The following is a 21,192-nucleotide window of genomic DNA, read 5'->3' as shown; positions in this document are numbered from 1 at the left end:
GGCGCTAATAAAAACCAACCTAATACAGACATGTGTGAGAAAAACGTGAAGGGGTGAGTGTTAGGCTCTAACAACAGAGTTGTAGTCCCAAAAGATAAACTATCAAGTGACTAATACAGGGAAGTCCATACCATTAAAGATTTAACTATAGTATCTGTTGATACCTATTGATTATGCTACATGCTTACTCAAATCTGAGTATTTTTTTTCAAGCAGTGATTTGGATTACGATTGTCGAGCCGCAGATAAAAAGCTCCTCTGCTAATACAAGAATCTTTCTACGCAAAGCTGTAGCTAAAGTTAAGCTAGGTCTGTGGAAATTGATCGGTGATTTCGGCAAAAGATTGCATTCGGATGTCGCATACTTGTTGATGATTGCTTTTATTTTCCATCACTAGACTAATTTCAGGTAATGCGACATTTGGGGAATTTGAGAGTCGAATATCCCCCAAACGCGCCCCTAATTGATCAATCAGCAAATTAATACATGGGAATAGTACGCGTTGATTGCTTTGCAGCATTACATAACTGCCTTGCTGTAAAACTTCTGGGTGATCAAGACTCCATTGCAATCCATTTGCAAACCCACCAATAGATGCTTCCATCCCTAAAGCAAGACTGCGATCGGGACCACCGTCATAATCAGCCCAAGGGGTGAAATGCCGTCCCCCTTGCTGGTACCAAAAGTTAAAGAAATGCGCCAATCGTGCTTCTGGGTGTTTCCATTTTGGGATTAGACTAATAAAACCTAAATTAAGCGCTGAGTTACTACATGCGCTCCACTCCAAGCGATGATCAGGATGAATAGCACCGCAAACAAGGTCAGTTGCTCCAGCGTTTACGTCAAAACTGCTCATATTGACCCGAGAACCGTCGCGCAGTGGAACATCGCTAAGATCAGTAAAGCGTGCATCAGGAAATAAGCGTCCAGTGTCGTCAAACTCTTGCTGACTCGGACAAACCTGGTATTGCATCGACGAGCATGAAATATCACACCCTTGAGCTAATAAAGGCTGGCCTAAAGTGGTATGCCAAGCCAAGTTTGTGGCTTGTTTTACTGGCTTGCGGTTGCGAACGCCTAACATCATATAATGGGCACTATGTCCTTCGATCAGCCAATCCCATTTTTGATAATTAAAGCCACTAAGCGTATCTTCGATCTCCCAGTAAACCGCAACAATTTGGCCTAAACTGCTATCAATGACTTCGCTAGTAATATAGTGCCACGCTTGGTTGGCAGTTTCACCGTGAGGTGGATATAAGTCTCCACCAGCGCCAAAGGTTGGTGCACAAGGGAATGTACCCGCCGCTTCATGTAAGATTTTTACATGCCAGTAGTCTGCGTGTTGTGGATTTTCAGCTTCAAATTGACTACCGGCAATCCCTCTAAAATGGGGGTTCCAATAAGCGTTTATTGGGGTCATTCCTGTAGGTGACTGCTGGAATATCGAAAACTCAGGGCACATGCCACCATCGGCTTGGACAAATAACTGATGGCTACTGGTCTTTAACCAAACCCCACCTCGTCCGTGATAACTTGCTCGTTCGATGCTTGGCATGCTTTTCTCCCTGCGTATTGTTACTCGGCGATCATCTGCGCATATTTTTTAACTTCTTTGGTAATCTGAGGTAGTACTTTCTGCATGGTTATCGGCGGATACGCGCCTTGGCCATCAGCCTCAATTGCTGCGCGTAGCTCCTGCATATAGGTGGTGTGAATCGCTGTTCCAACATTAATTTTCACCACGCCCATAGCGACACTTTTACGTAGGTCACTAGCTTCAATTCCGGTGCCACCATGCAGTACCAATGGCGTTTTAACAGCATTTCGAATTTCATCTAAGCGTTGAAAGCTTATTTGAGGCTCACCTTCGTAAAAGCCATGAGCAGTTCCAATACCTACGGCTAAGATGTCTACACCAGTGGCAGCAACTAAGGCTTTAACATCGCTAACTTGGGCTAAGTAGTCTGCATTTTCGTCGAAATCGCGGCCTTTGATACGCCCCAGCTCAGCTTCAACCAACACCCCTTTGGCATGGGCATAATCCACAACTTCTTTGGTGTTCTTAATATTGCTATCAAGGTCTAGTTCTGAGCCGTCGTACATGACTGAGTCATAACCTAAATCAACCGCGGCTTTACACAGATCTATCTCGGGGCAATGGTCTAAATGAAGATAAATTGGGATATCAAATTGTTTGCGCGCTGCCTCAACCATCGCCACGCAGGTTTCCAAACCAACAGCCTTCACCATTACCGTATAAGTCATAACTAATACGGGTTCGTTTTGCTCTTGCATCCCTTTACAGATGGCCTGTAAATCCCAAATATCGTTAAAGTTAAAGCTTGGTATTGCTTTACCTTGTGCATAGTAGCTTTCGAACACTTGCTTGAGTGATTGCATTGTTTTTCCTTAAGTTACGCGATTACAGTAGCTGCTTGTTGCAACTGCTGATAATTTTGAATGGCTCCAACAGAGCCCAAAGATTGAACTACAATAGCGCCAGCTCTATTGGCCGTAGCTACTGCTTCAAAAAAATCTTGCTCACGAGCAAGCGCTGCCCAAAAACCACTAACAAAACCGTCACCAGCACCCGTTGTGTCGACCAAATGTGAGACCTTTTGACCTTTAACCCACTTGGCTTGGTTTCGATTTTGCGCATAGGCGCCTTTTGCCCCGGCTTTAATGACGACATTTTTAACCCCAGCATCAATAAAGAACTGAGCCATTTGCTCAACCTTACTGCAGCCTGAGATCTGCTGTGCTTCGTTTTCTGTCGGTAGAAAGTAGTCAAGAAACGGTAACAGTGGCGCTATTAGAGACAACCACTGCTCGCTGTTGTCCCAGCCAACATCTAAGCTAGTTAACTTATTGCTTGCCTGGGCTAACTCAAATATCTGTTGTAAGCCTCCCTGCTCCAAACCAGGTAATAGGTAGTAGCCACTGGCATGAACTACATCAGCCTTAAGTAACTCAGCTAGGTTTATATCGTCCAGACAAAAAGAGTCCGTAGCGCCTCCTTGATAAAGAAACACCCGTTCAGCATCTTGAGCGACTAAAGCGATACAAGTTGCTGTACTCACCTCGGTACTGCGCGTAATTCCAGTTACCGGCATTTCGTTATCCCGATAATAATCAAGCAGGAAATTACCCCAAAGATCATTGCCAACTTTTGCAAAAAGTGTCGTTGTTACGCCAAGTCGGTTTAGATTAATGGCGACGTTAGATGCATCGCCACCAGGCTTAGCGGTCATGTGTTCAACTAAGGTGACGTCGTCACTGAAATTAAAGCTTTCCACCGGCCCAACGATAACGTCGGCAACAGCCATGCCTAGGCAAGATATTTGATACATTTTGGCTCCTATTGCTTACCAAATCCGCAACTATCACCTGGGTTATCGATAGCGATTTCGTCAATACCAAGCCAGTAGTTAAACCCTCTAAGCGCCTCAATATAATGGCCACGACCCACTAACCAATGGTGGTCAAGGCCTTTATCCATCACGGTGCCAATAATTTGTGCAGCCGTTTCCTGTTTGGGGATGAACTGGCCATAGGTGCCACGAAATTTAAGTTCACTATCAACAATTTCGCCTTCAAATAACATCGCTTTGTCAGAGCTTGGTGCCATTAGTCGCATAACAGTTACCGGACCTGGCTGAACCAAAAATTCGAATAAAACGCCCCATGCTGTGGCTTCATCGTAGTTTTCAAGAATTCCGTGTTTACGGCATTCAAAGCCACTTTGGCTGTGACGCAAACGAGTTGCAGCGGAACCGTTGTGCCAAAGGCCTAAAGCGTTTTCTTGAGCATTAAAGTAGGAAAGGTCGGATAACATGGGAGGCAAGTCGCTATCGCCAAGCTGATCAAGCACAAGCATTGAGAGCAACGCTCCGGTATCGGCTTCATCAGAAACAACAATGCCTTGATCATTCATTAATGACATTGCACCGTCACCGGCTATTTGGAAATGGTCAAAAAGTTCTGGCCAGTTTTTTAAGCTAACTCCAATATAATCGCGTTCACGGGTATAGGTCATTAGTGCTAACGCAAAACGAAGGCTTCGGTCAAATTGGTCATCCGGTACATTATTAAACTTACAGTCATCTTCGCTGAGAATACTGCGGCGTAAAGACTCGATTGCGTCGTCAGAGTAGTTCCCCATTTGACTAGTAAATTCAACTAAATTCACCCGGTCAAAACCTACGCCGAAACGCTTAATGATGTCCATTTCGTTGACTTCGCAATCATAGAACCCAGGCACTCTGCCAGCGCCTGCAATTAAGGCCTTTTTGCCCTTAAAATAGCCGATAGCACGGCTTGCTTTAGCAAACAGTTGTACCTGATTTTGTAATTTCTCATCATCTTTTTCGCAAAATAACCACTGATACTTCACCTGCATATTGCGCAGTATACCCAGCACAAAGTTTTGCGAACAAAGACGGTTTGCAGTTAGATTTTTACCCGTAACTTCAGGCATTGAATAACTAAAAATTGGAACAGGGTGTGCGCGTAACCAAAGCCCTAAGGTAGATGCGATTTCACCGGTAGTGTAAGCAGCATGATAGAGAATTACGCCATCTAATCCTTTGGCATACTCAGCGCTTAAAAAGGCTTCCATTGCAGCATGATCTTCAAAAGGTTCTGCTGCCGCAACCCAGTCGTACTCGGAACTCGGTAGCATGCTTTTAATGTGGCTCGACATTTGAGCGTTTGCATCGCGTGCTTGTTGCCAGTCAAAATGGGCCTCGATTGCAACAGAAATAAATGCAATCTTCGATTTGCGTTGTTGTATTGGTGGCGGAATCATCGCCTCAATTTGCGCCTGGACAACGCCTTTCTTAAAACCACTGAACATAAATCACCACCTTTTGTACAAGATGGTCCTAGGCTACCGAGCAATGGCTGTCAAAACTGCGCTATTTTTATCGGTCATTCTTCACTTTTTAGCTGCTGTGATTGCTTGTGATCAAACTCAAAGTTTACGGCTAACGCTCTATTTCTTAGATAGTAAATACGCCAGTATGGAAGTAATACAAGTCATGGTTTTTTAGCAAGTTATTGTTTTTTAATGACTTGATACGCAAACGATACAATTGGGATCTTTGATTTGAAAGCCATACGTGAAAATATTCTATATACCACCGAGTCTTTTACAGCCTATTTATTTGAGGGAAAAAGCTTCAATCACCCTTATCATTTCCATTTTGAAAACGAAATCGTTTTGATCTACGAAAGCCATGGCAAAATTTTGGTGAGTGACCAAATGGCGGATTACCGTGAGGGGGACATTTTCATTTTGGGCTCCAACATGCCCCACTCATTCATTAGTGATTCCGACTCTGAAATAGCCAAGTCCTTAGTCATCCAATTTAATAACTCATGTTTTGGTGAACCATTTTTTCAACTGCCTGAGTTCAAGACAATTAGACAACTTTTAGAAAAGTCTAAATACGGCCTACGGATTGGAAATAACAAGCAATTCGTCGGTCAAATGATTGAAAACACTTGTAATGCGACAGGAGTCCAATCGGTTATTAGTTTAATCAATTTGTTGTACGAGATAAGTCAGATAGAAAATGTAGACCATATTCTACCAGACCATAGTTATGTCGATGCTTCGCTTGAAACCCATAAACTTAACGCGGCTATCGACTGGATCGATACTAACTATTTCCGACAAATTCAGCTTTCAGATATTGCCAACATCACGAATCTAACTGAGAACGCTTTTTGCCGCTGCTTTAAAAAAGCCACCGGAAAAACATTCCTACAATACCTCAACGACAAACGCGTACATGAAGCCGCAAAAAGCCTGATTGAAACCGAGTTATCCATCACCCAGATAGCCTATGAAGTCGGGTTCTCCAATATCAGTAGCTTTAATCGCTATTTCAAAAAACAAAAGAAAATCTCCCCTTCAGAGTTTAGAAAAGATGTTGGCGCATACTCCAATCAAGTGTAAATAAACCAGCAAGTTCTAAGGTAGCAAGTAGCTAGGCGCAAAACTCATTTAGAGCCAATTTTTGCTGCCAAATATTAGCTACTGTAATACCCTTCACAGTATATCGGGTCTAAGGCATAGGCCTGGTTTAGCCATTCTTGAACATACTCTCGCTGCAACAATTGTTGAACCCAACGCCTTGTGAGCGGGAACTCTTTTGAGACCGGGCAATGTGATTTTAAACGCAGTACCGAGGGAACTAAGGCTATGTCAGCTAAGGAGAAATCTCCAAATAAATAGGCTCCAGTGCTTTTTGTAAGATGAGCTTCCCAAATGGAGTAGACCCAGTTGGCAGTCTTTATTTCATTTGCTGTCAGTTGTTTCTTTTCTTTATAAAAAGCACTTTCAAATGATAGACAGGGACACACACGACTGAAGGTCGAATGTTGCCAAGCAACGAATGAACGAGCTTGTGCTCTTAAAACCAAATCTTTAGGCAGAAGCTCCCCTGCTCCAAGTTCATTTGCATACTCCATAATCGCAGAAGAGTCGTATATAACGCTTTCACCATCAAGTAGAACCGGCACCGCCGCTGGCGGAGAAAATTGTCCTATTTCAGATAGATTTTTCCATCGCTGTGGCCTTCTGATATCAACAATGATTTCGTCAAATTCAATATTTTGCTCACGAAGTGCCAACCAGGCACGAAAAGCCCAACTCGATGCATTTCGATTTCCTGAATATAGTGTACGCGACATATTTACTCCTTGTGATTGCGTGTCGATAAACGAATCAAGCGAGATACGCAATTTGAAACGATATCTTACCCAATATTAGTCGCCAAAACGCCGCAAAAAGAACTAATTAAAGTATGATAAGCTGCGAAATTATGAGTAGAACGCAGAAAACAACCGCATGGACGACTTAGATAAGAAAATACTCGGACTTTTACAGATAGATAACCGCATTTCATCTGAAGAGTTGGGCCTTAAGATCGGCTTATCAGCAACCGCATGTCAACGACGACTGAAAAAACTTCGGCAATCAAAAGTGATACGTAAAGAAATAGCCGTTTTGGACGGGGTTAAGCTCGATAACTACGTCACCGTCATTGTTGAAGTCACGCTAAAACAAGGTCTATTGAACAGTATCGACAGTTTCAAGAACAGAATGCTCGAATACCCTCAGGTTCAGCAATGTTTTTATGTGGTTGGGCAAATAGACTTTATTCTTGTGGTAACTGCTAAAAATATGTTGGCCTATGAAGAACTAACCAGAGAGCTTTTCTTTGCCGACGATAATATCCAGAAGTTTCGTTCAACAGTGTCCATGGAAAATGTGAAAGTTGGGTTGGATATACCTGTATTCTAGCTCAACCTGTTGTCTGAATTGTTTGTACTGATCTGTTTTATGTCGACACAAAAAAGCCGCGCAGTTTAGCTGCGCGGCTTCCATTTATAAGCGATATTTATTAGCGCTAATACTATACGTCAATTACGATTTTGCCACGAGTACGCCCGCTTTGGCTAAGCGCATGCGCTTCTTTAATTTGTTCAAGGCTAAAGCGATTTTCAATAAGCGGTTTAAGCTGATTTGAATCAACCAAAGCTCTAAGCTCGTTCAAAATACGACGGCTTGGTTCAATAAAGACAAAAGCGACACGGACGCTATATTCTTTGGCTTTCTCTTCACTTGGTGGCTCAACAATCGATACCACTATGCCATTGGCATTCAATAATTCCCAAGACGCAGCGAGTACATCGCCACCCATGCTGTCCAAAACAATATCAACTTTTGAAATTTGCTCAGCTAATGGCGCTTTAGCGTAATCGATAGCTTCGTCTGCACCGAGTTCACGTAATAGTTCTTGGTTAGTAGCCGATGCGGTAGCAATGACATACGCACCCTTAGCTTTAGCGATTTGGATTGCCAAGTGACCTACACCACCGGCGCCAGCATGGATAAGAACGCGGTCACCCGCTTTCACTTCAGCGACATCAACTAGGCATTGGTAAGCCGTTATTCCTGCAAGCGGCAGTGAAGCAGCTTGAGAAAAATCTAGTCCTGGTGGCTTAAACGCAACTTCGTCAGCTGTAACAGCAATAAAGTCTGCGTAGCTGCCATTTTTATGAATAGCTGGGCGTGAGAATACTTCGTCACCAATTTTAAAACCGGTAACATTATCGCCAAGTTGTGTCACAACACCGGCAACGTCCCAGCCCAAAGTCACAGGCAATTCATAAGGGATAAAGTCTTTAAGGTAACCTTCGCGAATTTTCCAATCAACAGGATTAATAGAACTAGCTTTAACCTGAATTAGTACTTCGTCTGCCGCTACAACTGGTGACTCGATGTCTACCAATTCCAATACTTCTGGGCCACCATATTCAAACATTCTTACTGCGCGCATCTACTGATCCTTTTGTCGACTTAGTCGATTGAATTTAACTTCATCGTGGCACATTGCCACCAATTGCAACTCAAACTGCTTGAGTGATGGGATAGATAGTATCGCGCAATTGAATTGCGCGCAATGTTTATTTTTAACTATTTTGAGTTTATCCCAAAGCAACTCATATCCCATTGGTTTCAGTAGAGCTCAAGGTCCTAATATCCAAAGATTTATAATCATCACGCAGTGGCTACACCAATAAGTTTAAGTTCTAAGGTTCACATTGCGTGCAATCATGAGTACTTCGTCTGCGGAATATAAATTAGCAATAGTTGCTTCGATCTCAGCCCCCAATGCACTGCGGTATAGCTTTTGAGCGTGATTATCCGCTCTCGTTGTAAGCATAATGTGCTTTATGCTAGAACCTGTATCCGACAGTTGCTTTTCAACCAAGACCAATGATTGCTTAATAAGCGCCCTACCAAGGCCTTTCCCTTGATAATTAGACAGCACCGCTAATTGCTCGAGTTCAAGCACGACCTCCGGACGAAAACCGCTCTTTTGAGCCCAAGAAATGTAACCGACAACTGTGTTATCGACTACAACAACATAACTAAGGAAACGAGGATATGCGCTCAAATTACATCGCAACCATTCCAACGATCGTTGCTGTCGCGCAAATTCACGTTGATGAACGAAAGCGGCGTCTTTTAGATCGGCTTCACTCATACTTCGAACCAACATAACAACCCCTACTTGTTTGCTAAAGTTTGATAATAGTCTTTAAGCTGGCAATCCCCATAGCTCGGTGCAACCGAGTCCTTAGCGATTATGCTCAAAAAGAACTCTGCGGGCCCTCCCCATTTTTCAGGAAGGCGCTTAACAACTGCAAGAATTAGCTTACGCAAACTGTCGGGATAATATGTGATACGCGATGGTTTATCCAAAGCGTCAAAGGCTAAATTTGCAATATCTCGCAAGGTAAGCGTCGTTGGGCCCCCAAGGTCATACTGCTGTTCATTGGCATCAATACACGCTACAACAAAGTTTGCCAAGTCTTGACCGTGGATAGGGTTAATCGCTTGCGAACCATCGCCAAATAGGTGAACACGCCCTGCTTTGGCCATATTGAAAATCTCTGTCATATCCGAGAAAAAGCCATTGGGACGAATCACACAGCCATCGACAACTTCGCTGGCAAGTAAGCGCCGAACGAACTTTTCTTTGGCTTTTAATATACGCACATCTTGATATATAGGCGCATTGAATGCCGAAATATAAATAAACTTAGATGCACCAGCTCGCTCAGCTTCTAGCAATAAGTTCAGGTTCGCTTGGTAGTCAATGTCCATATACCCCAATCCATCGCGCTGCCGAGTAATTCCTAAACATGATATTACGACATCGATGTTGTCGCAGACCCCCTTTAACTCAGATGGCTCGCTGACCTGCGCCAGACGAATTTGATTTGGGTGTACTCCTTGCGCGCATAGCTTTTTATCGTTGCGAGCTAAAGCTTTAAAGTCGGCGCCCATCCCTTGTAGATGCTCAATAATATGTAATCCTAAATATCCTGTGGATCCCACAACCAATATTCGTTTGTTGCTTGATTGCATATTATTCTCCTAGGAATTGGCATTCATTTGTGGGCGAAAAGGCGCTTCTTTAAGCAGGTGGCAGACCAGTAGTTTTAAATAGAACAAGGGGAGAAACCACTCAAGACCGGGCGCAGAATCAAGATAATGACTCGTAAGTACAACGCTTAAGGCATAAAGGCTCAATGCTACTGGGCGGCGCATGTGCAAACTGGTTTTCAAAATAATACCCGCTGATATCATCATATAAGAGCCAGTAATGAACACCCACCACAAGTCTGAGCCTAAGAATACCCAGCTAAATAGCGCTAATTGTGCAAAATGAATTGCTACAAAACCCAAGTGCTGCTTAACACCGCGGCCTTCACGATGAAACCAGCGTTTTGCGCTTGACGTTGAATTCGTAATAATGCCGCCGACCATATCCACAGCGAGAACATAAGCGACAAGGTATTGAGACCAGCTCCAGCTATAGCGGCCAAAATAGGCAACGCCTATCAGAGCAAGGCCGGCAAGTAATGGGACAAACAGCTGCAGATTCTTTTCATCCTTAGTTGCCCCTGGTCCAATAGATTTGTCGATTAAGCCCTTATACCCGGCTCTGGGCAAAGGAAAATTCCAATTAACTCGCATCGCATCACCTTATTTAGACCAACTGGTCTTTTAAAGGTAATGCAAATATTAGGCGGTGTAAAGTAATTTAGTCCAAGTGGTCTTTAATAAATAACTCTGCTATGCTTTCTGATGAAACCGAAGTCCAACCATGAGATTCATTGATGCCAAAGATTGTCGATCACGAGGGTAAACGCAGCGAAATAGCACTTAAAGCGGCACAGGTATTCCATGAGCATGGATACAAAGGTCTGGGAATGCGGCAGCTGTGTGAGTATCTTGGTATGAGTAAAAGCGCGGTATATTACTACTATAAAAGTAAAGATGAGATATTTAAGGCCGCCACTGAAGCTAGCGTAAACCTTGATGTTGACTCCATTAAGCTTCGCCCTGTCTCAGAGCTGTCCTTATTAGAGTTACGGTGCAGTAACTTCTATAGCATCTTCGAACTAATGGCCGAACGATACTTTCAAGAAATGAAGTTAGTGTCAGAGTATATTGAAGTTATCGGTCTGGCCAATGTCGCTAACGACCCAAGTATGCAATTGGCGAATAACAAGTACGCTGAAATGCTAGCGAACTACGTATCTAGAGCAGATAAGGACGTTTGTTACACCCTATTACTGGGCCTACTCACCCAGCAAACAATGCAAGGCTACCCCTTGACGAAAGCTTACATCATTCAAGTTATTGGCAAACAACTTAGCAAGGATTAAACCTCAACCGTTGAGGTTTAATCCTTCAATGATACGGTGGCTGATTATGCGTCTTTTAGCGACAACACTTTATCGATATCTTGCGCACTATGGCGCTCAGCAACTTGCTCCCACTCTTCACCCCAAGCGCAATTAACAACCCGTCCACGTTGCACACCTTGGCGACTTTCGAGCAATTTAGCCCAGCGCAACACATGGGTGTAATCTTCGACTTGAAGGAATTCAGAGGCTTCATACAAGCGACCTAAGACTAGATTTCCGTACCACGGCCAGATTGCCATATCAGCAATGCTGTAGTCGTCGCCGGCGACATAAGTGTTTTGCGCCAATTGCTTATCCAACACATCTAACTGGCGTTTAACTTCCATTGCAAATCGGTTGATCGGGTATTCTTGTTTCTCATCAGCGTAAGCATAAAAATGACCAAAACCACCACCGAGGAATGGCGCTGAACCTTGTGCCCAAAATAACCAATTAAAGGTTTGAGTTCTGGCAGAACCGGCTTTAGGTAGAAAGTGACCAAATTTTTCTGCAAGGTGAACCAAAATAGATGCCGATTCAAAGACATTTTGCTCTTTATCGCCAGACTTATCTAATAGCGCTGGAATTTTAGAGTTAGGATTAACACCAACAAAGCCAGAAGAGAACTGATCGCTTTCGCCAATATTAACCAAGTACGCATCGTACTCGGCTTCTTTAATACCAAGTGCTAATAGCTCTTCCAAAAGTATCGTGACTTTTTGACCATTTGGCGTCGCTAGTGAATACAGTTGCAGCGCATGCTCACCCGTAGGCAATTCTTTTTCAAATCTTGCACCGGACTCTGGGCTGTTAATGCTAGCCCATTTATTAGCGCCATTTGCATCATTAACCCAGACTTTTGGTGGGACGTAACTTTGATCTGACATGTTTGAGTTCCATTTTAGATGAACGCACACGCTGTGCATTTCGATAATCTATTTGTAGCATCTAATCGACTTAAAAGTAAATTGATAGCTATAATATTGTTCGCTATATAATATCTCACTTTGCTATAAACAGTCGCTTAAGCCTTTAACAGCAGGGCTAACAGGCAAACAGGCAAACAGGCAAACAGGCAAACAACTATAAAAACTTTTGAGCTAAGTCTCGCCACAACTTTTCCCAGTCCGATCGGTAAGAGAAGCTTTTGCCGTATTGTTGTAAGTTGCTTATCAAGCTTTCGGCGGCGCTACGATTGCCACTAATGAAATAGAGGTCGGCCAAATACAAGGCTTGCACGGCATGAAATATATTCGCGTAATCCGCATGGAGATCGGCATGTCGATTGAGCAATACTATAGCCCGTTCAGGCTCGCCATTTTTACCAAAAAAGTAAGCCAGCTCATTGAGCAGATAAAAGCCATTGTCAAACTCAGACTCCAAAATCAAAGGCAAGTCATCAAGTTGGTTTAGATATGCAAGGGCTTGAGAATGGCGCTCAAAGCTTAGGTTAATAAATGCCAAGTAAACTTGTTGTTCTTGCACATTAAGCTGCGACTGAGCTACCTGCTGCTGTACGGCCTGCCAATTATTTTGACTCGCGGGTATCCAGGCGTTTAAGTGTAATTTGCGCATTTCAAATGCTTGTAGGCCTTCGCTCTCTAGCAAGGAAAAATATACCTCAAAATCAGTTTCTAGATTGCTTAAACGGCTTACCACCTGCGTCCAATCTTGACGAATGATCGCCAAATCGAGCCCTTGATATGCGGAGTCATAACGGTAATCAAGCCGGCGCATACGCATGGCTTGAGATTGCATGTAACTGTCAAAATACTCAAATATTTTGGCGTTTCCTAAGGCTAATGCTTGTCCTTGCAAGAGCGTCAAATGAGTCATCATATCACCGTAGGTCGAGCCATAGCGTCGACGAAATAATCGAAGTTCATCACGCAGTCGTTCTTTTTCTGCTCCAGAGTCAAGCGCTTCACCAGAGATTTTAAGATCGGCAAGCTGCTGTATCTTGGCGCTGTTACTAAGTTGAAAACCATCGAGTTGTGTCTGAAGCCTTGTTGATATCAGGGCCCGAATAGCGGTCTCATTTAAGCTAGGATTTATTGCTAGTAGCGCATTGTGTAATCGGTAGAAGTCAGCAACACTAAGTTCTGGCGAGCTAAGCATAGCCAGCAATTCGGGCTCAATAGTTTGCATGTGTTGACGAAGTTTGCTGTTTCTTGCCAAGTCGTTTACGTCAGCTGATTGGTCAAAGAACGAACTCTGAGGCCCCCCTAAATAAATGAACTCAAGTAAATCCAGGCGTTGTGTTATTGAATAGAGACTAGCTTGCGAGATATAAGGTTTAACCTGTTCAAACAAGGCTAGGTACTGGCTCTTTCTAATCACTTTATCAAAGGGCATTGGAACTTTGAATGCGGAAATAAGGGCCTTTATCTGCTCTGGGTTTATCGGCTCGCTGGCCGTAAATTGTGCGATCAGCGAGCGCGCTAGTTTTGCAGCTGGGTTATTGTCAGGTATGAGCGTTGGATCGCGACGATAGTCATAAAAGCTATGGTCACTTTCGCCATAATCTTTATCTATGCCTTTGAAAGCATTAAATGCATGGGCGAGCATCCAGTAAGATTGCAGCTGCAATTGTTGAGTATCATTGGGCTTAAGTCTTGTATCTACACCAAGCACCTCAAGGATCGCTAGTATTTGTTCTACATTTTCACTGTATTGGGCAAACAGGCCCTGAATAAATAACAAGCCGGTTTGTCGCTTCGCAGACTCGGTCAGCGTGTGATGACTTGCTAGCCAATGCTCGGCACCTTGCACATAGAGCTGTTCAACGCTTGGTTGTTCAAAGCGGTAGCTAAGAACCGGAAAGTTATCGCGCAGCGTTTTTTCAAGTTGCGCCATTACCTGTTGATTGCTTAACTGCTCTGCTAAAAGTACCTGATTATGCCGCCAAGTAGTAATACTACTGCCTAGTATTAAACTGGCAATTAAGGCTATTGATAAACTCACTAGAGGGCGTCGTTGCAAGGCCTTGCGGGCTCGATAGGACCAGCGATTTGAATATTCGCTGAGGGCATATCCCCCTCGATAAAGGTTCAGCGCTTCGAGCAAAGCATTCGCATCGCGGTAACGATCTTGGGCTAAGGTCTGTGTTGCCTTACTTACGATAGCGCGTAATTCTTTATTGTTAATGGCAGTTAAGTCACCTGCAATCGGGGCAGAACCCGTGAGTAAAAAACACAAAATTGCGCCTAATGAATACACATCCGATTGGGACTTGTTCCACTTACCCGCCAATTGTTCCGGTGCGCTCCAATGTTTAGAAAACGCATGAATGTAGTGTTGGCTAAAGTCGTCTTCCGTTTGTGTTTCAAACTGTTTGGCCAAGCCCATATCAATTAAGGTGAGCTGCTCGTCAGTGTTTAACAATACGTTTTGAGGTTTTAAATCGCCATGATAAACATGCTTGTTGTGGGCATAACTCATCGCGTTCAACAGCTTTTCAAACTTGTCCAAGGCTTGCGATTCGGTTATTTGATTTTGTTGAAACCACCTATCTAAAGACATGCCATCAATATAATCCATGACGATACAGGCTTGATCCAATACCTGTGACACCCCATAGATCTTACAAATATTAGGATGGTCGAGCGTCATCAAACTAGCCGCTTCGCGATAAAAGAATTGCTGTTGTTGAGTTGGGTTAAGTATTTCAGCGCGCAAAACTTTTATAGCTGCCCTATGAGTTTTCACTTCATCGCTATCGGGTGCGCATAGGCGCTGTTGAGCGAGAAAGACCAGCCCCATACCTCCGGCTTCAGACAAAATCTCGGTGATCGTAAATCCCATGACCACCTGGCCAATATAGTCTTGGTAGTTTGTTGCTTGCGCGGATGACAATTGTTGGGCAAGTAGCTTACTACCATGTTGAGTTTCTTCACCTAACGCTAACATACTGCGCAGTTCACTTACCTGCGCTGGAAACTGTAACTCAAGTTTGCTTAAGCGCTGTTGGCGCTGTTCAGGTGATAGACTGACTAACTCAAAATATAAACTAACAACATCAATCATTTTTTAGTTTCGCTCTAAGCCATACCGTTGCGAACTTTAAATCATTATCTACAGTTCTTGCTGACACTTGTAATAGTTCAGAGATTTGGGTGTGGGAGACCATGGCAAAATGCTTTAGTTCAAAGACTTCTGATTGGCGCGGGTAGCTAACTTGCAATTGTGCTAGTGCCTTACTTAGATCCAAATTTTCATCCCACTGCGGCATGTGCCCAAGAACTTCGGTAATGTCGCGTTGCATATAGCTTTGCTTAGCGGCCTGTTTGTTTAATTGCGCTTGATGAGGTTGACCAAAGAGCAAGTGCCAAACTGAAACACGCACGTAATCAAAGAATTGCTTTCTGTTTTCAAAGCTTTGTTCATCGTTACGCCAGCGATGTAATTTGACAAAGGCTTCAGCTGAGAGCTCAGTCACTCCGGCATCATGTAATAAGGTTTCGTTGGGGCTATGTTGCTCCTGATACTTAGCCACAATTTGACGTATGTCTTGATAAGCGTATTGCAAAAACTCATTGCTTTTTTTATGGTCGCGGCTTTGCCATGCCAGTAGTAGTTGCGTTGCATTATCCAAATCTTTAATTGACATACATTCCCTTTAAAAGCTTATTTAACCCGTCGATTATCATCTATTTTCGTGATAAATAACAATGCTTTAGTATCAGGTAAATGCCCTTTTTACTTTTCTCTGTTTGGGGGCTCGACCGACAAAAAACACGCAGCTAGGCTTATATTTAATCTCTTATTGGCTTGGTAGGTATCAATCCAGTATCGATTGCGGTACTGAGTGATGTTAGCCACGGGGCTATGGCCATGAACAACCGCATCAACTTGCTTTATCGGTTCAATATAACTGGCTTTTAGAGGGCGGCTCCACAAACAACTCCACACTTCTTTCGCACTAAGATCACCGTGTTGTAGTCGCCCCCAGTGTTCAATCGACGAAGCGTGGGTGATGCCGATTTGTTTTCCATTAATTGCTATTGTAAAACTTAAGGGCATGCATATTTCAATTAAGGTTTTCCAACGCATCAATATGTCGAAACGATGCAGATGATGGCGCAACCAAGATCCATTGTCTTGAATCAACACATCCCAATATTTTTGATTGTCAAAGCCCATTAAAAACAATTGTTCATGATTCCCCATCACTGAAAAAAACCATTTTTCAGTTAACAAGTTAAGAACGTCGCTGGTATTTGGACCGCGTCCTATAAGATCGCCTGTACAAAAAACACGGTCGATATCAAAATCAAAGTTGTGCTGCAATAACTGACGATACAGAGCCTGAAGTTGACCATGTAGATCCCCGACAATAAAGTCTCTTCCGATGGTATTCGGTTGAACATATGCGTGCTGTTTTCTGGGCTTAAATATCATAAGTTAGCCTACGGCATCATTAATATAGAATTGCAATGGCCGTCTATGAACCTTGAACTATCTTGTTCCAAAGATTGGTGTTGGTTTGATATCTCGGCTTAAAAACAACAATAAGCAACAATACCAAGGCAACTAAAAAGACATAGAACCCAAAATCAAGCATGTCGACAGGCAATGAATAGGTATTGTGATTCCCATAGCTGCTCAATTGTATTAGATCTTTTACATACTGAGCCATTTTCAACACAATGGCGCAAACTAGCCCAGCACTTATTAATCTAGATACAAGTTGCTTCACCCCAAATAAATGGCTGACTAAGCCCAACGTTGCCATGATATACAACCACATTGGTGCAAACTCATTAAGTGACACACTGGCTCCCATGAAGCTGATAAAAGGAAGGTAACTGCTGATAATGAGCAAGCCATAGACAGCTACAGAAAATAGGTTCATCACCTTAAGGCCACTGTAGTCAAAATCAGACGCCTTATCTTTAGCTTTACCTACCGCCAACAATGTCGTTGCGTAAGCATCACTTTGTTTGATATTGCTGGCTAAATGTCCGGCGCTTTGTTTTGCATTCTCTGCCATCTCTATGGCTTTATCTTTATTATTCATGTTTGGTCCTTAAAATGAGTTATACATAGAAATAAATTGGCGACTTAAAGCTGGATAATGTTGGCTTGTAGCAATTCAGCATCAAGGTAAATCCCTTCATCTTCTGCGATTTCGACAATGCTATTTAGCTCGCAAGAATTAAACGTACGTTGTTGCTTGGCACTCATCTCTTCTGACATGCTTCGGACATTAGCTTGCTTAAAACAATTGTTGAGCATTTCCATTTTTTGTTCATACCGCGCAAAGCTGTCCCAATCATTAATCCATGCCAACTGCTCATCCTGAGTTGATGAATTACAGGCCATTAGCAGCGAGCATGTAGCTGCGACAAGTAACAAATTTCTAGCAGCTCGGTTTTTTGGAATATTCATTTTTTATCTTCCTTTTCAAGTTTGAGTTCAGGTTTGAACTGATGGACTTAGATTAAGGATTTGCGATGGTAAACAAGAGTGACGTTGCAGAAATATTTTTGCGCAAATAAATTTAAGAAAATATTTACGCAGTTTTATCAAGTTGCAAGTTATTGGAAAATAAACCATTGTTATCTTTTATCAGAATAGAGCAGAACGCTTATGAGTCTTTTACAGGAATTACTAGAGCACGAAACACAGCTTCAGTTTGATAGCTTTTCAAATCAAAGCGCGTGGGAGATCGGACAAGCACTAAAGCAGGCTGCTGAGAGTCGTTCAGTTAGTGTTGCCATTGATGTCACGCTCAACGGGCAGTGTTTGTTCAGCTACTCAATGCCGGGGACCAGTCCGGATAACCAGCAATGGATCCGTCGCAAACAAAATGTAGTGAACCGCTATCATCATAGCTCTATGTACATCGGTGAGTATTACCGCAGCAAGGGGAAAACCTTGGCTGAGTCGTCATTAGTGGACCCTCTAGAGTTTGCCGATCATGGAGGCTGCTTCCCTCTCATCATTAAAGGTTGTGGCGTTGTCGGTAGTATTTCAGTATCAGGATTACCACAACTTGAAGACCACCTTCTGGTGGTAGAAGTGATTGGTAATTATCTCAGTGCTAATCAATCCACTTAAAGTTAGCACGATCAATCCTTTGGGGAAGCTAAGTGCAATACAAGTAAACTGACGCGCTGGCGAAGTTGCTTATTGTTACCGTAAATTCTAGTCACAATAAGCCAACGAGTAGCAGGTATTCTTGAATACCGCTTATTCCATACTTTGCCAACGCTTAGAATCAATAAGCATCATATCGATGAATACAACGACTCTATATCGACACTGCGATCATATTCTCAAAATTGAACAATAACTTTCCAGTGTCATCAAAGTGACTGGCATGCAATTTAATTTCTATGCATTGAGTATCAAGATTAAACCAGAAGCCCTCGTCACAGGCTTTCCATTGCTCTTCATACAACACCTGGTCGATATTCGCAGAAGCGCACAGCAACTGCATCGGACAACCGCGATCGCTATAGATTTTGAATACAACCGCAGCTTTGGTCCATTGACTCAATTGTCCAACAGGACTCCAAGAGAGCTCGAAACCAGATTTATGCTGGCGTAGACAAAGCTCAAGTTCAAGTTTTGCACCGTTTTGATAGTCGAAACTGATCCCATCGTCCCAATAAAAGCTGAATATAGAGTCGCTTAAAGCCCCAATAAACTCAAAATCACTATGAGTTTGATCGCTAGACATGACCATCCATTGACCATGACGTAAAAACCAGCTTAGCTGATGCAATGGCGTGTTAATCACGTAACTACTACCGCCCTTGAACCAATGTCCTGTGGTGGTATCGATGAATGTTTCGCCCGACGGAAAATACTGCAGTTTAGTTTGCATATCAGCGTCGAGAACAGCGGGCACAAAGCAGGCATCTCCTAACATAAAATCGTGGTTTTGATCTCTACACAATTCATCGTTCCAAAAGTGATACAGCAAAGGACTACAAATCGGTGAGCCACTTGTATGGGCCGTGTAAGCCAATTGATATAGATACGGCAGTAAGCGGTAACGAAACTGCATAGCGTGTGCTATATCGCTTTTAACGCTAGCATGCATCCAAGGTTCGGAGACGGTGTTATCGCTGTTGGCAGAGTGAATACAAAAACGCGGATGAAAAACACCATTTTGAACCCACCGTAAAAATAATTCTGCGTCGGGAGCAGGCCCAGTAAAACCGCCAATATCCATACCGTTAAACGCAACCCCCGATATACTCATACCTAGCATGGTGCATACATTCGATTTTAAATACGCCCAACTCGAACCGTTATCGCCGCTCCACGTGTGAGCCCAATGCTGCATACCAGCAAAGCCAGCACGACTTAGAACAAATGGACGAACATTCGGATGTTGCTCACGAACTGCATCGTAGGCAACTTTGGCCATTAAGTTGCTTAAGATGGGTCGCATACCATTAACGTTTTCCGGTAAACCATCAGCGACACACATGGCTTTGGTATCGGCAAACTCAAACTCATTGTTGTCATTCCAGATTGAGTAAATACCTTTAGATACCAGGGAGCTTTTGAGTCGTTTCTTCCACGCTAGTCGCCCGGATTCCGCGCTAAAGTCCACATAAGCGGCTTCTCCTCCCCAAAATTGCTCAAGATGCACATCACCATTGTTACTACGTATAAACGCCTGTTCTGACTCCAAAGCTGTAAAATCAGGGTGTGATCTAAGAATTCCCGGTTTAATGTTTGGAGACAGCGCCAAGCCTTGTTGAGCAAAATGATTAATAAATTGCTCATGCTGAGGAAAGCGATCAGTATTCCAATTAAACGCATAGCGTTTTCCATCTTCACCGGTGGTATATCCTGACGACAAATGAAAACCAGATACCGGAATGTTTTCGAAATTGCACTTATCAATAAAGGCATTAATGGCAAGATCGGAGCGCTTAGCTAATTCGGTATAAAACATGGTCGAGCCTAGATAGCCCATCGAATAACGAGGCATCAATGGTGGATTACCGGTCAAATGAGTAAAACCTGTGATCACATCCTTAATGCTGTCACCGTGAATAAAGCATAAATCGAAATCACCACCATCGAAGCGCGCCGACCCAAACTCGCCCCAATACCCGCTGCGCGTCGCTCCTAGATCAAACTCGCTTGGCCAAGCATTATTGTAAAACAAGCCACAGAAAGCATTGCTTGCGCCAGCTCTCAATAAAAATGGGATGTGTTTGTAGAGAGGGTCACCGCTGCTAGGACTATAGCCAACTGCATCGGTGCTCTCCATTCGAAATCGTAAACCGGTTTTATCTAAGGGTCCTGTTTTCTCTCCTAGCCCAAGCCAGCGGTCTTGATCGCTGCGCGAAAAGCTATGAGTAAGTCGTTGGTTGCTGTCGACAAACAGTGCTCTATTGGCGAGATCTTGATGAAGGCATTTGCCATCGATGCTAAACAAGGAGAGCCGCCAGGCGGCCTTGTCGATGACCAGTCGAAGTTTCGCTGTAATTAGCACGATGTGAGTCGCGTTGTCGTCGACAGCAAACGAGGTTTGCGCTAAGCGTTGGCGGCGTTCAAATACAGGGTCGGTTAAATCATCCCATGTCGTTTGCTGAAACGCATAATTGCGCTCTGCAGCCAACAGCCCAAAGCAAAGACGCACCCGAATAACACTCGCAGTGAGTACATCGATTGTAGCTTGTGCGTTCTCAGTTGTGATGGATAAGCGAGTTTGCTTGCGCTCCACACTAAGTACTTTTCCTGGCTTGATCACCTTTGTTCCCTTACTTAAGCAAAATTATCTCGCTTGAGTCTATAGGATAGAAATTGCAATGAACATGTGATTAAAACGCACTAAACTGTTGATTTGACGCAGAAGGGATGAAAAAAAGATACAAAAAACCATCTCAAAGGCTGGTTTATTGCTGGCGGAGTGGACAGGACTCAACGGGGGCGCCCAG

At 43.4% G+C, this 21,192-nt stretch carries 21 protein-coding genes; 5 read left to right on the top strand and 16 right to left on the bottom strand.

The window, feature by feature from the left end:
- Nucleotides 1–305 precede the first annotated feature (305 nt).
- Genes DBZ36_RS18145 through DBZ36_RS18130 form a run of 4 tightly spaced genes read right to left on the bottom strand, consistent with a single transcriptional unit; the run spans nt 306 to nt 4,859 of the window.
- The gene (locus tag DBZ36_RS18145) at nt 306–1,559 is read right to left on the bottom strand and encodes a hypothetical protein (RefSeq protein ID WP_120356403.1); all 1,254 of its coding nucleotides are present in this window, start codon (nt 1,557–1,559) and stop codon (nt 306–308) included.
- Nucleotides 1,560–1,579: 20 nt separating this feature from the next.
- A complete protein-coding gene (locus DBZ36_RS18140) occupies nt 1,580–2,404 on the bottom strand; it encodes a class II fructose-bisphosphate aldolase (protein ID WP_120356402.1) in 825 nt (274 codons plus the stop codon).
- 14 nt (nt 2,405–2,418) lie between these two features.
- Nucleotides 2,419–3,354 carry a carbohydrate kinase family protein gene (locus DBZ36_RS18135; RefSeq protein WP_120356401.1) on the bottom strand — a complete coding sequence of 312 codons (936 nt, stop codon included), beginning with the start codon at nt 3,352–3,354 and terminating at the stop codon, nt 2,419–2,421.
- An 8-nt stretch (nt 3,355–3,362) separates the two neighbouring features.
- Nucleotides 3,363–4,859 (bottom strand): L-fucose/L-arabinose isomerase family protein, encoded by a 1,497-nt coding sequence (locus tag DBZ36_RS18130; RefSeq protein ID WP_120356400.1) that lies wholly within the window; start codon nt 4,857–4,859, stop codon nt 3,363–3,365.
- Nucleotides 4,860–4,902: 43 nt separating this feature from the next.
- Between DBZ36_RS18130 and DBZ36_RS20550 the strand changes: the two genes are divergently transcribed.
- A complete protein-coding gene (locus tag DBZ36_RS20550) occupies nt 4,903–5,055 on the top strand; it encodes a hypothetical protein (RefSeq protein WP_158589144.1) in 153 nt (50 codons plus the stop codon).
- Between the two features lie 56 nt (nt 5,056–5,111).
- The gene (locus DBZ36_RS18125; protein WP_120356399.1) at nt 5,112–5,966 is read left to right on the top strand and encodes an AraC family transcriptional regulator; all 855 of its coding nucleotides are present in this window, start codon (nt 5,112–5,114) and stop codon (nt 5,964–5,966) included.
- 74 nt (nt 5,967–6,040) lie between these two features.
- On the opposite strand, the gene DBZ36_RS18120 is transcribed toward DBZ36_RS18125, so the two are convergent.
- Nucleotides 6,041–6,703, bottom strand: coding sequence for a glutathione S-transferase family protein (locus DBZ36_RS18120; protein ID WP_120356398.1), 663 nt, complete (start codon nt 6,701–6,703; stop codon nt 6,041–6,043).
- 157 nt (nt 6,704–6,860) lie between these two features.
- Here DBZ36_RS18120 and DBZ36_RS18115 point away from each other — a divergent pair, with 157 nt between their 5' ends.
- A complete protein-coding gene (locus tag DBZ36_RS18115; RefSeq protein WP_120356397.1) occupies nt 6,861–7,316 on the top strand; it encodes an Lrp/AsnC family transcriptional regulator in 456 nt (151 codons plus the stop codon).
- Between the two features lie 112 nt (nt 7,317–7,428).
- On the opposite strand, the gene DBZ36_RS18110 is transcribed toward DBZ36_RS18115, so the two are convergent.
- From DBZ36_RS18110 to DBZ36_RS18095, 4 genes are all read right to left on the bottom strand, one after another.
- Nucleotides 7,429–8,355 (bottom strand): NADP-dependent oxidoreductase, encoded by a 927-nt coding sequence (locus DBZ36_RS18110; RefSeq protein ID WP_120356396.1) that lies wholly within the window; start codon nt 8,353–8,355, stop codon nt 7,429–7,431.
- A 246-nt stretch (nt 8,356–8,601) separates the two neighbouring features.
- Nucleotides 8,602–9,081, bottom strand: a complete 480-nt coding sequence (locus tag DBZ36_RS18105; protein WP_199711922.1) for a GNAT family N-acetyltransferase — start codon at nt 9,079–9,081, stop codon at nt 8,602–8,604.
- Between the two features lie 8 nt (nt 9,082–9,089).
- Nucleotides 9,090–9,953, bottom strand: coding sequence for an SDR family oxidoreductase (locus DBZ36_RS18100; protein WP_120356395.1), 864 nt, complete (start codon nt 9,951–9,953; stop codon nt 9,090–9,092).
- Nucleotides 9,954–9,962: 9 nt separating this feature from the next.
- Nucleotides 9,963–10,565: a hypothetical protein gene (locus DBZ36_RS18095; RefSeq protein WP_120356394.1), complete on the bottom strand. Its 603-nt coding sequence runs from the start codon at nt 10,563–10,565 to the stop codon at nt 9,963–9,965.
- A gap of 143 nt (nt 10,566–10,708) precedes the next feature.
- Between DBZ36_RS18095 and DBZ36_RS18090 the strand changes: the two genes are divergently transcribed.
- A complete protein-coding gene (locus tag DBZ36_RS18090; RefSeq protein ID WP_120356393.1) occupies nt 10,709–11,260 on the top strand; it encodes a TetR/AcrR family transcriptional regulator in 552 nt (183 codons plus the stop codon).
- A gap of 44 nt (nt 11,261–11,304) precedes the next feature.
- On the opposite strand, the gene yghU is transcribed toward DBZ36_RS18090, so the two are convergent.
- The 6 genes from yghU to DBZ36_RS18060 form a co-directional block, all read right to left on the bottom strand.
- On the bottom strand, nt 11,305–12,168 hold the full coding sequence (gene yghU, locus DBZ36_RS18085) for a glutathione-dependent disulfide-bond oxidoreductase (RefSeq protein ID WP_120356392.1): 864 nt from the start codon (nt 12,166–12,168) through the stop codon (nt 11,305–11,307).
- A gap of 196 nt (nt 12,169–12,364) precedes the next feature.
- A complete protein-coding gene (locus DBZ36_RS18080; RefSeq protein WP_120356391.1) occupies nt 12,365–15,307 on the bottom strand; it encodes a serine/threonine protein kinase in 2,943 nt (980 codons plus the stop codon).
- Nucleotides 15,300–15,890 carry an ECF-type sigma factor gene (locus tag DBZ36_RS18075; protein ID WP_120356390.1) on the bottom strand — a complete coding sequence of 197 codons (591 nt, stop codon included), beginning with the start codon at nt 15,888–15,890 and terminating at the stop codon, nt 15,300–15,302. The genes DBZ36_RS18080 and DBZ36_RS18075 overlap by 8 nt, the downstream gene beginning before the upstream one ends.
- Before the next feature lie 89 nt (nt 15,891–15,979).
- Nucleotides 15,980–16,681 carry a metallophosphoesterase gene (locus DBZ36_RS18070; protein WP_120356389.1) on the bottom strand — a complete coding sequence of 234 codons (702 nt, stop codon included), beginning with the start codon at nt 16,679–16,681 and terminating at the stop codon, nt 15,980–15,982.
- 43 nt (nt 16,682–16,724) lie between these two features.
- The gene (locus DBZ36_RS18065) at nt 16,725–17,300 is read right to left on the bottom strand and encodes a hypothetical protein (RefSeq protein ID WP_120356388.1); all 576 of its coding nucleotides are present in this window, start codon (nt 17,298–17,300) and stop codon (nt 16,725–16,727) included.
- Between the two features lie 44 nt (nt 17,301–17,344).
- Nucleotides 17,345–17,671, bottom strand: coding sequence for a hypothetical protein (locus tag DBZ36_RS18060; protein ID WP_120356387.1), 327 nt, complete (start codon nt 17,669–17,671; stop codon nt 17,345–17,347).
- Between the two features lie 201 nt (nt 17,672–17,872).
- Between DBZ36_RS18060 and DBZ36_RS18055 the strand changes: the two genes are divergently transcribed.
- The gene (locus DBZ36_RS18055; protein ID WP_120356386.1) at nt 17,873–18,343 is read left to right on the top strand and encodes a heme-degrading domain-containing protein; all 471 of its coding nucleotides are present in this window, start codon (nt 17,873–17,875) and stop codon (nt 18,341–18,343) included.
- Nucleotides 18,344–18,536: 193 nt separating this feature from the next.
- On the opposite strand, the gene DBZ36_RS18050 is transcribed toward DBZ36_RS18055, so the two are convergent.
- Nucleotides 18,537–21,005 carry a glycoside hydrolase family 31 protein gene (locus DBZ36_RS18050; RefSeq protein ID WP_120356385.1) on the bottom strand — a complete coding sequence of 823 codons (2,469 nt, stop codon included), beginning with the start codon at nt 21,003–21,005 and terminating at the stop codon, nt 18,537–18,539.
- Nucleotides 21,006–21,192: the final 187 nt, after the last annotated feature.

Source organism: Alginatibacterium sediminis, assembly GCF_003610775.1.
GTDB lineage: Bacteria > Pseudomonadota > Gammaproteobacteria > Enterobacterales > Celerinatantimonadaceae > Alginatibacterium > Alginatibacterium sediminis.
This window is presented reverse-complemented; position numbering and strand designations above follow the sequence as displayed.

Excerpts from the sequence above, each read along its gene's own strand:
- DBZ36_RS18145 (WP_120356403.1), bottom strand. The coding sequence starts at position 1,559 with ATGCCAAGCATCGAACGAGCAAGTTATCACGGACGAGGTGGGGTTTGG.
- DBZ36_RS18140 (WP_120356402.1), bottom strand. The coding sequence starts at position 2,404 with ATGCAATCACTCAAGCAAGTGTTCGAAAGCTACTATGCACAAGGTAAA.
- DBZ36_RS18135 (WP_120356401.1), bottom strand. The coding sequence starts at position 3,354 with ATGTATCAAATATCTTGCCTAGGCATGGCTGTTGCCGACGTTATCGTT.
- DBZ36_RS18130 (WP_120356400.1), bottom strand. The coding sequence starts at position 4,859 with ATGTTCAGTGGTTTTAAGAAAGGCGTTGTCCAGGCGCAAATTGAGGCG.
- DBZ36_RS20550 (WP_158589144.1), top strand. The coding sequence starts at position 4,903 with ATGGCTGTCAAAACTGCGCTATTTTTATCGGTCATTCTTCACTTTTTA.
- DBZ36_RS18120 (WP_120356398.1), bottom strand. The coding sequence starts at position 6,703 with ATGTCGCGTACACTATATTCAGGAAATCGAAATGCATCGAGTTGGGCT.
- DBZ36_RS18115 (WP_120356397.1), top strand. The coding sequence starts at position 6,861 with ATGGACGACTTAGATAAGAAAATACTCGGACTTTTACAGATAGATAAC.
- DBZ36_RS18110 (WP_120356396.1), bottom strand. The coding sequence starts at position 8,355 with ATGCGCGCAGTAAGAATGTTTGAATATGGTGGCCCAGAAGTATTGGAA.
- DBZ36_RS18105 (WP_199711922.1), bottom strand. The coding sequence starts at position 9,081 with ATGTTGGTTCGAAGTATGAGTGAAGCCGATCTAAAAGACGCCGCTTTC.
- DBZ36_RS18100 (WP_120356395.1), bottom strand. The coding sequence starts at position 9,953 with ATGCAATCAAGCAACAAACGAATATTGGTTGTGGGATCCACAGGATAT.
- DBZ36_RS18095 (WP_120356394.1), bottom strand. The coding sequence starts at position 10,565 with ATGCGAGTTAATTGGAATTTTCCTTTGCCCAGAGCCGGGTATAAGGGC.
- DBZ36_RS18090 (WP_120356393.1), top strand. The coding sequence starts at position 10,709 with ATGCCAAAGATTGTCGATCACGAGGGTAAACGCAGCGAAATAGCACTT.
- yghU (WP_120356392.1), bottom strand. The coding sequence starts at position 12,168 with ATGTCAGATCAAAGTTACGTCCCACCAAAAGTCTGGGTTAATGATGCA.
- DBZ36_RS18080 (WP_120356391.1), bottom strand. The coding sequence starts at position 15,307 with ATGATTGATGTTGTTAGTTTATATTTTGAGTTAGTCAGTCTATCACCT.
- DBZ36_RS18075 (WP_120356390.1), bottom strand. The coding sequence starts at position 15,890 with ATGTCAATTAAAGATTTGGATAATGCAACGCAACTACTACTGGCATGG.
- DBZ36_RS18070 (WP_120356389.1), bottom strand. The coding sequence starts at position 16,681 with ATGATATTTAAGCCCAGAAAACAGCACGCATATGTTCAACCGAATACC.
- DBZ36_RS18065 (WP_120356388.1), bottom strand. The coding sequence starts at position 17,300 with ATGAATAATAAAGATAAAGCCATAGAGATGGCAGAGAATGCAAAACAA.
- DBZ36_RS18060 (WP_120356387.1), bottom strand. The coding sequence starts at position 17,671 with ATGAATATTCCAAAAAACCGAGCTGCTAGAAATTTGTTACTTGTCGCA.
- DBZ36_RS18055 (WP_120356386.1), top strand. The coding sequence starts at position 17,873 with ATGAGTCTTTTACAGGAATTACTAGAGCACGAAACACAGCTTCAGTTT.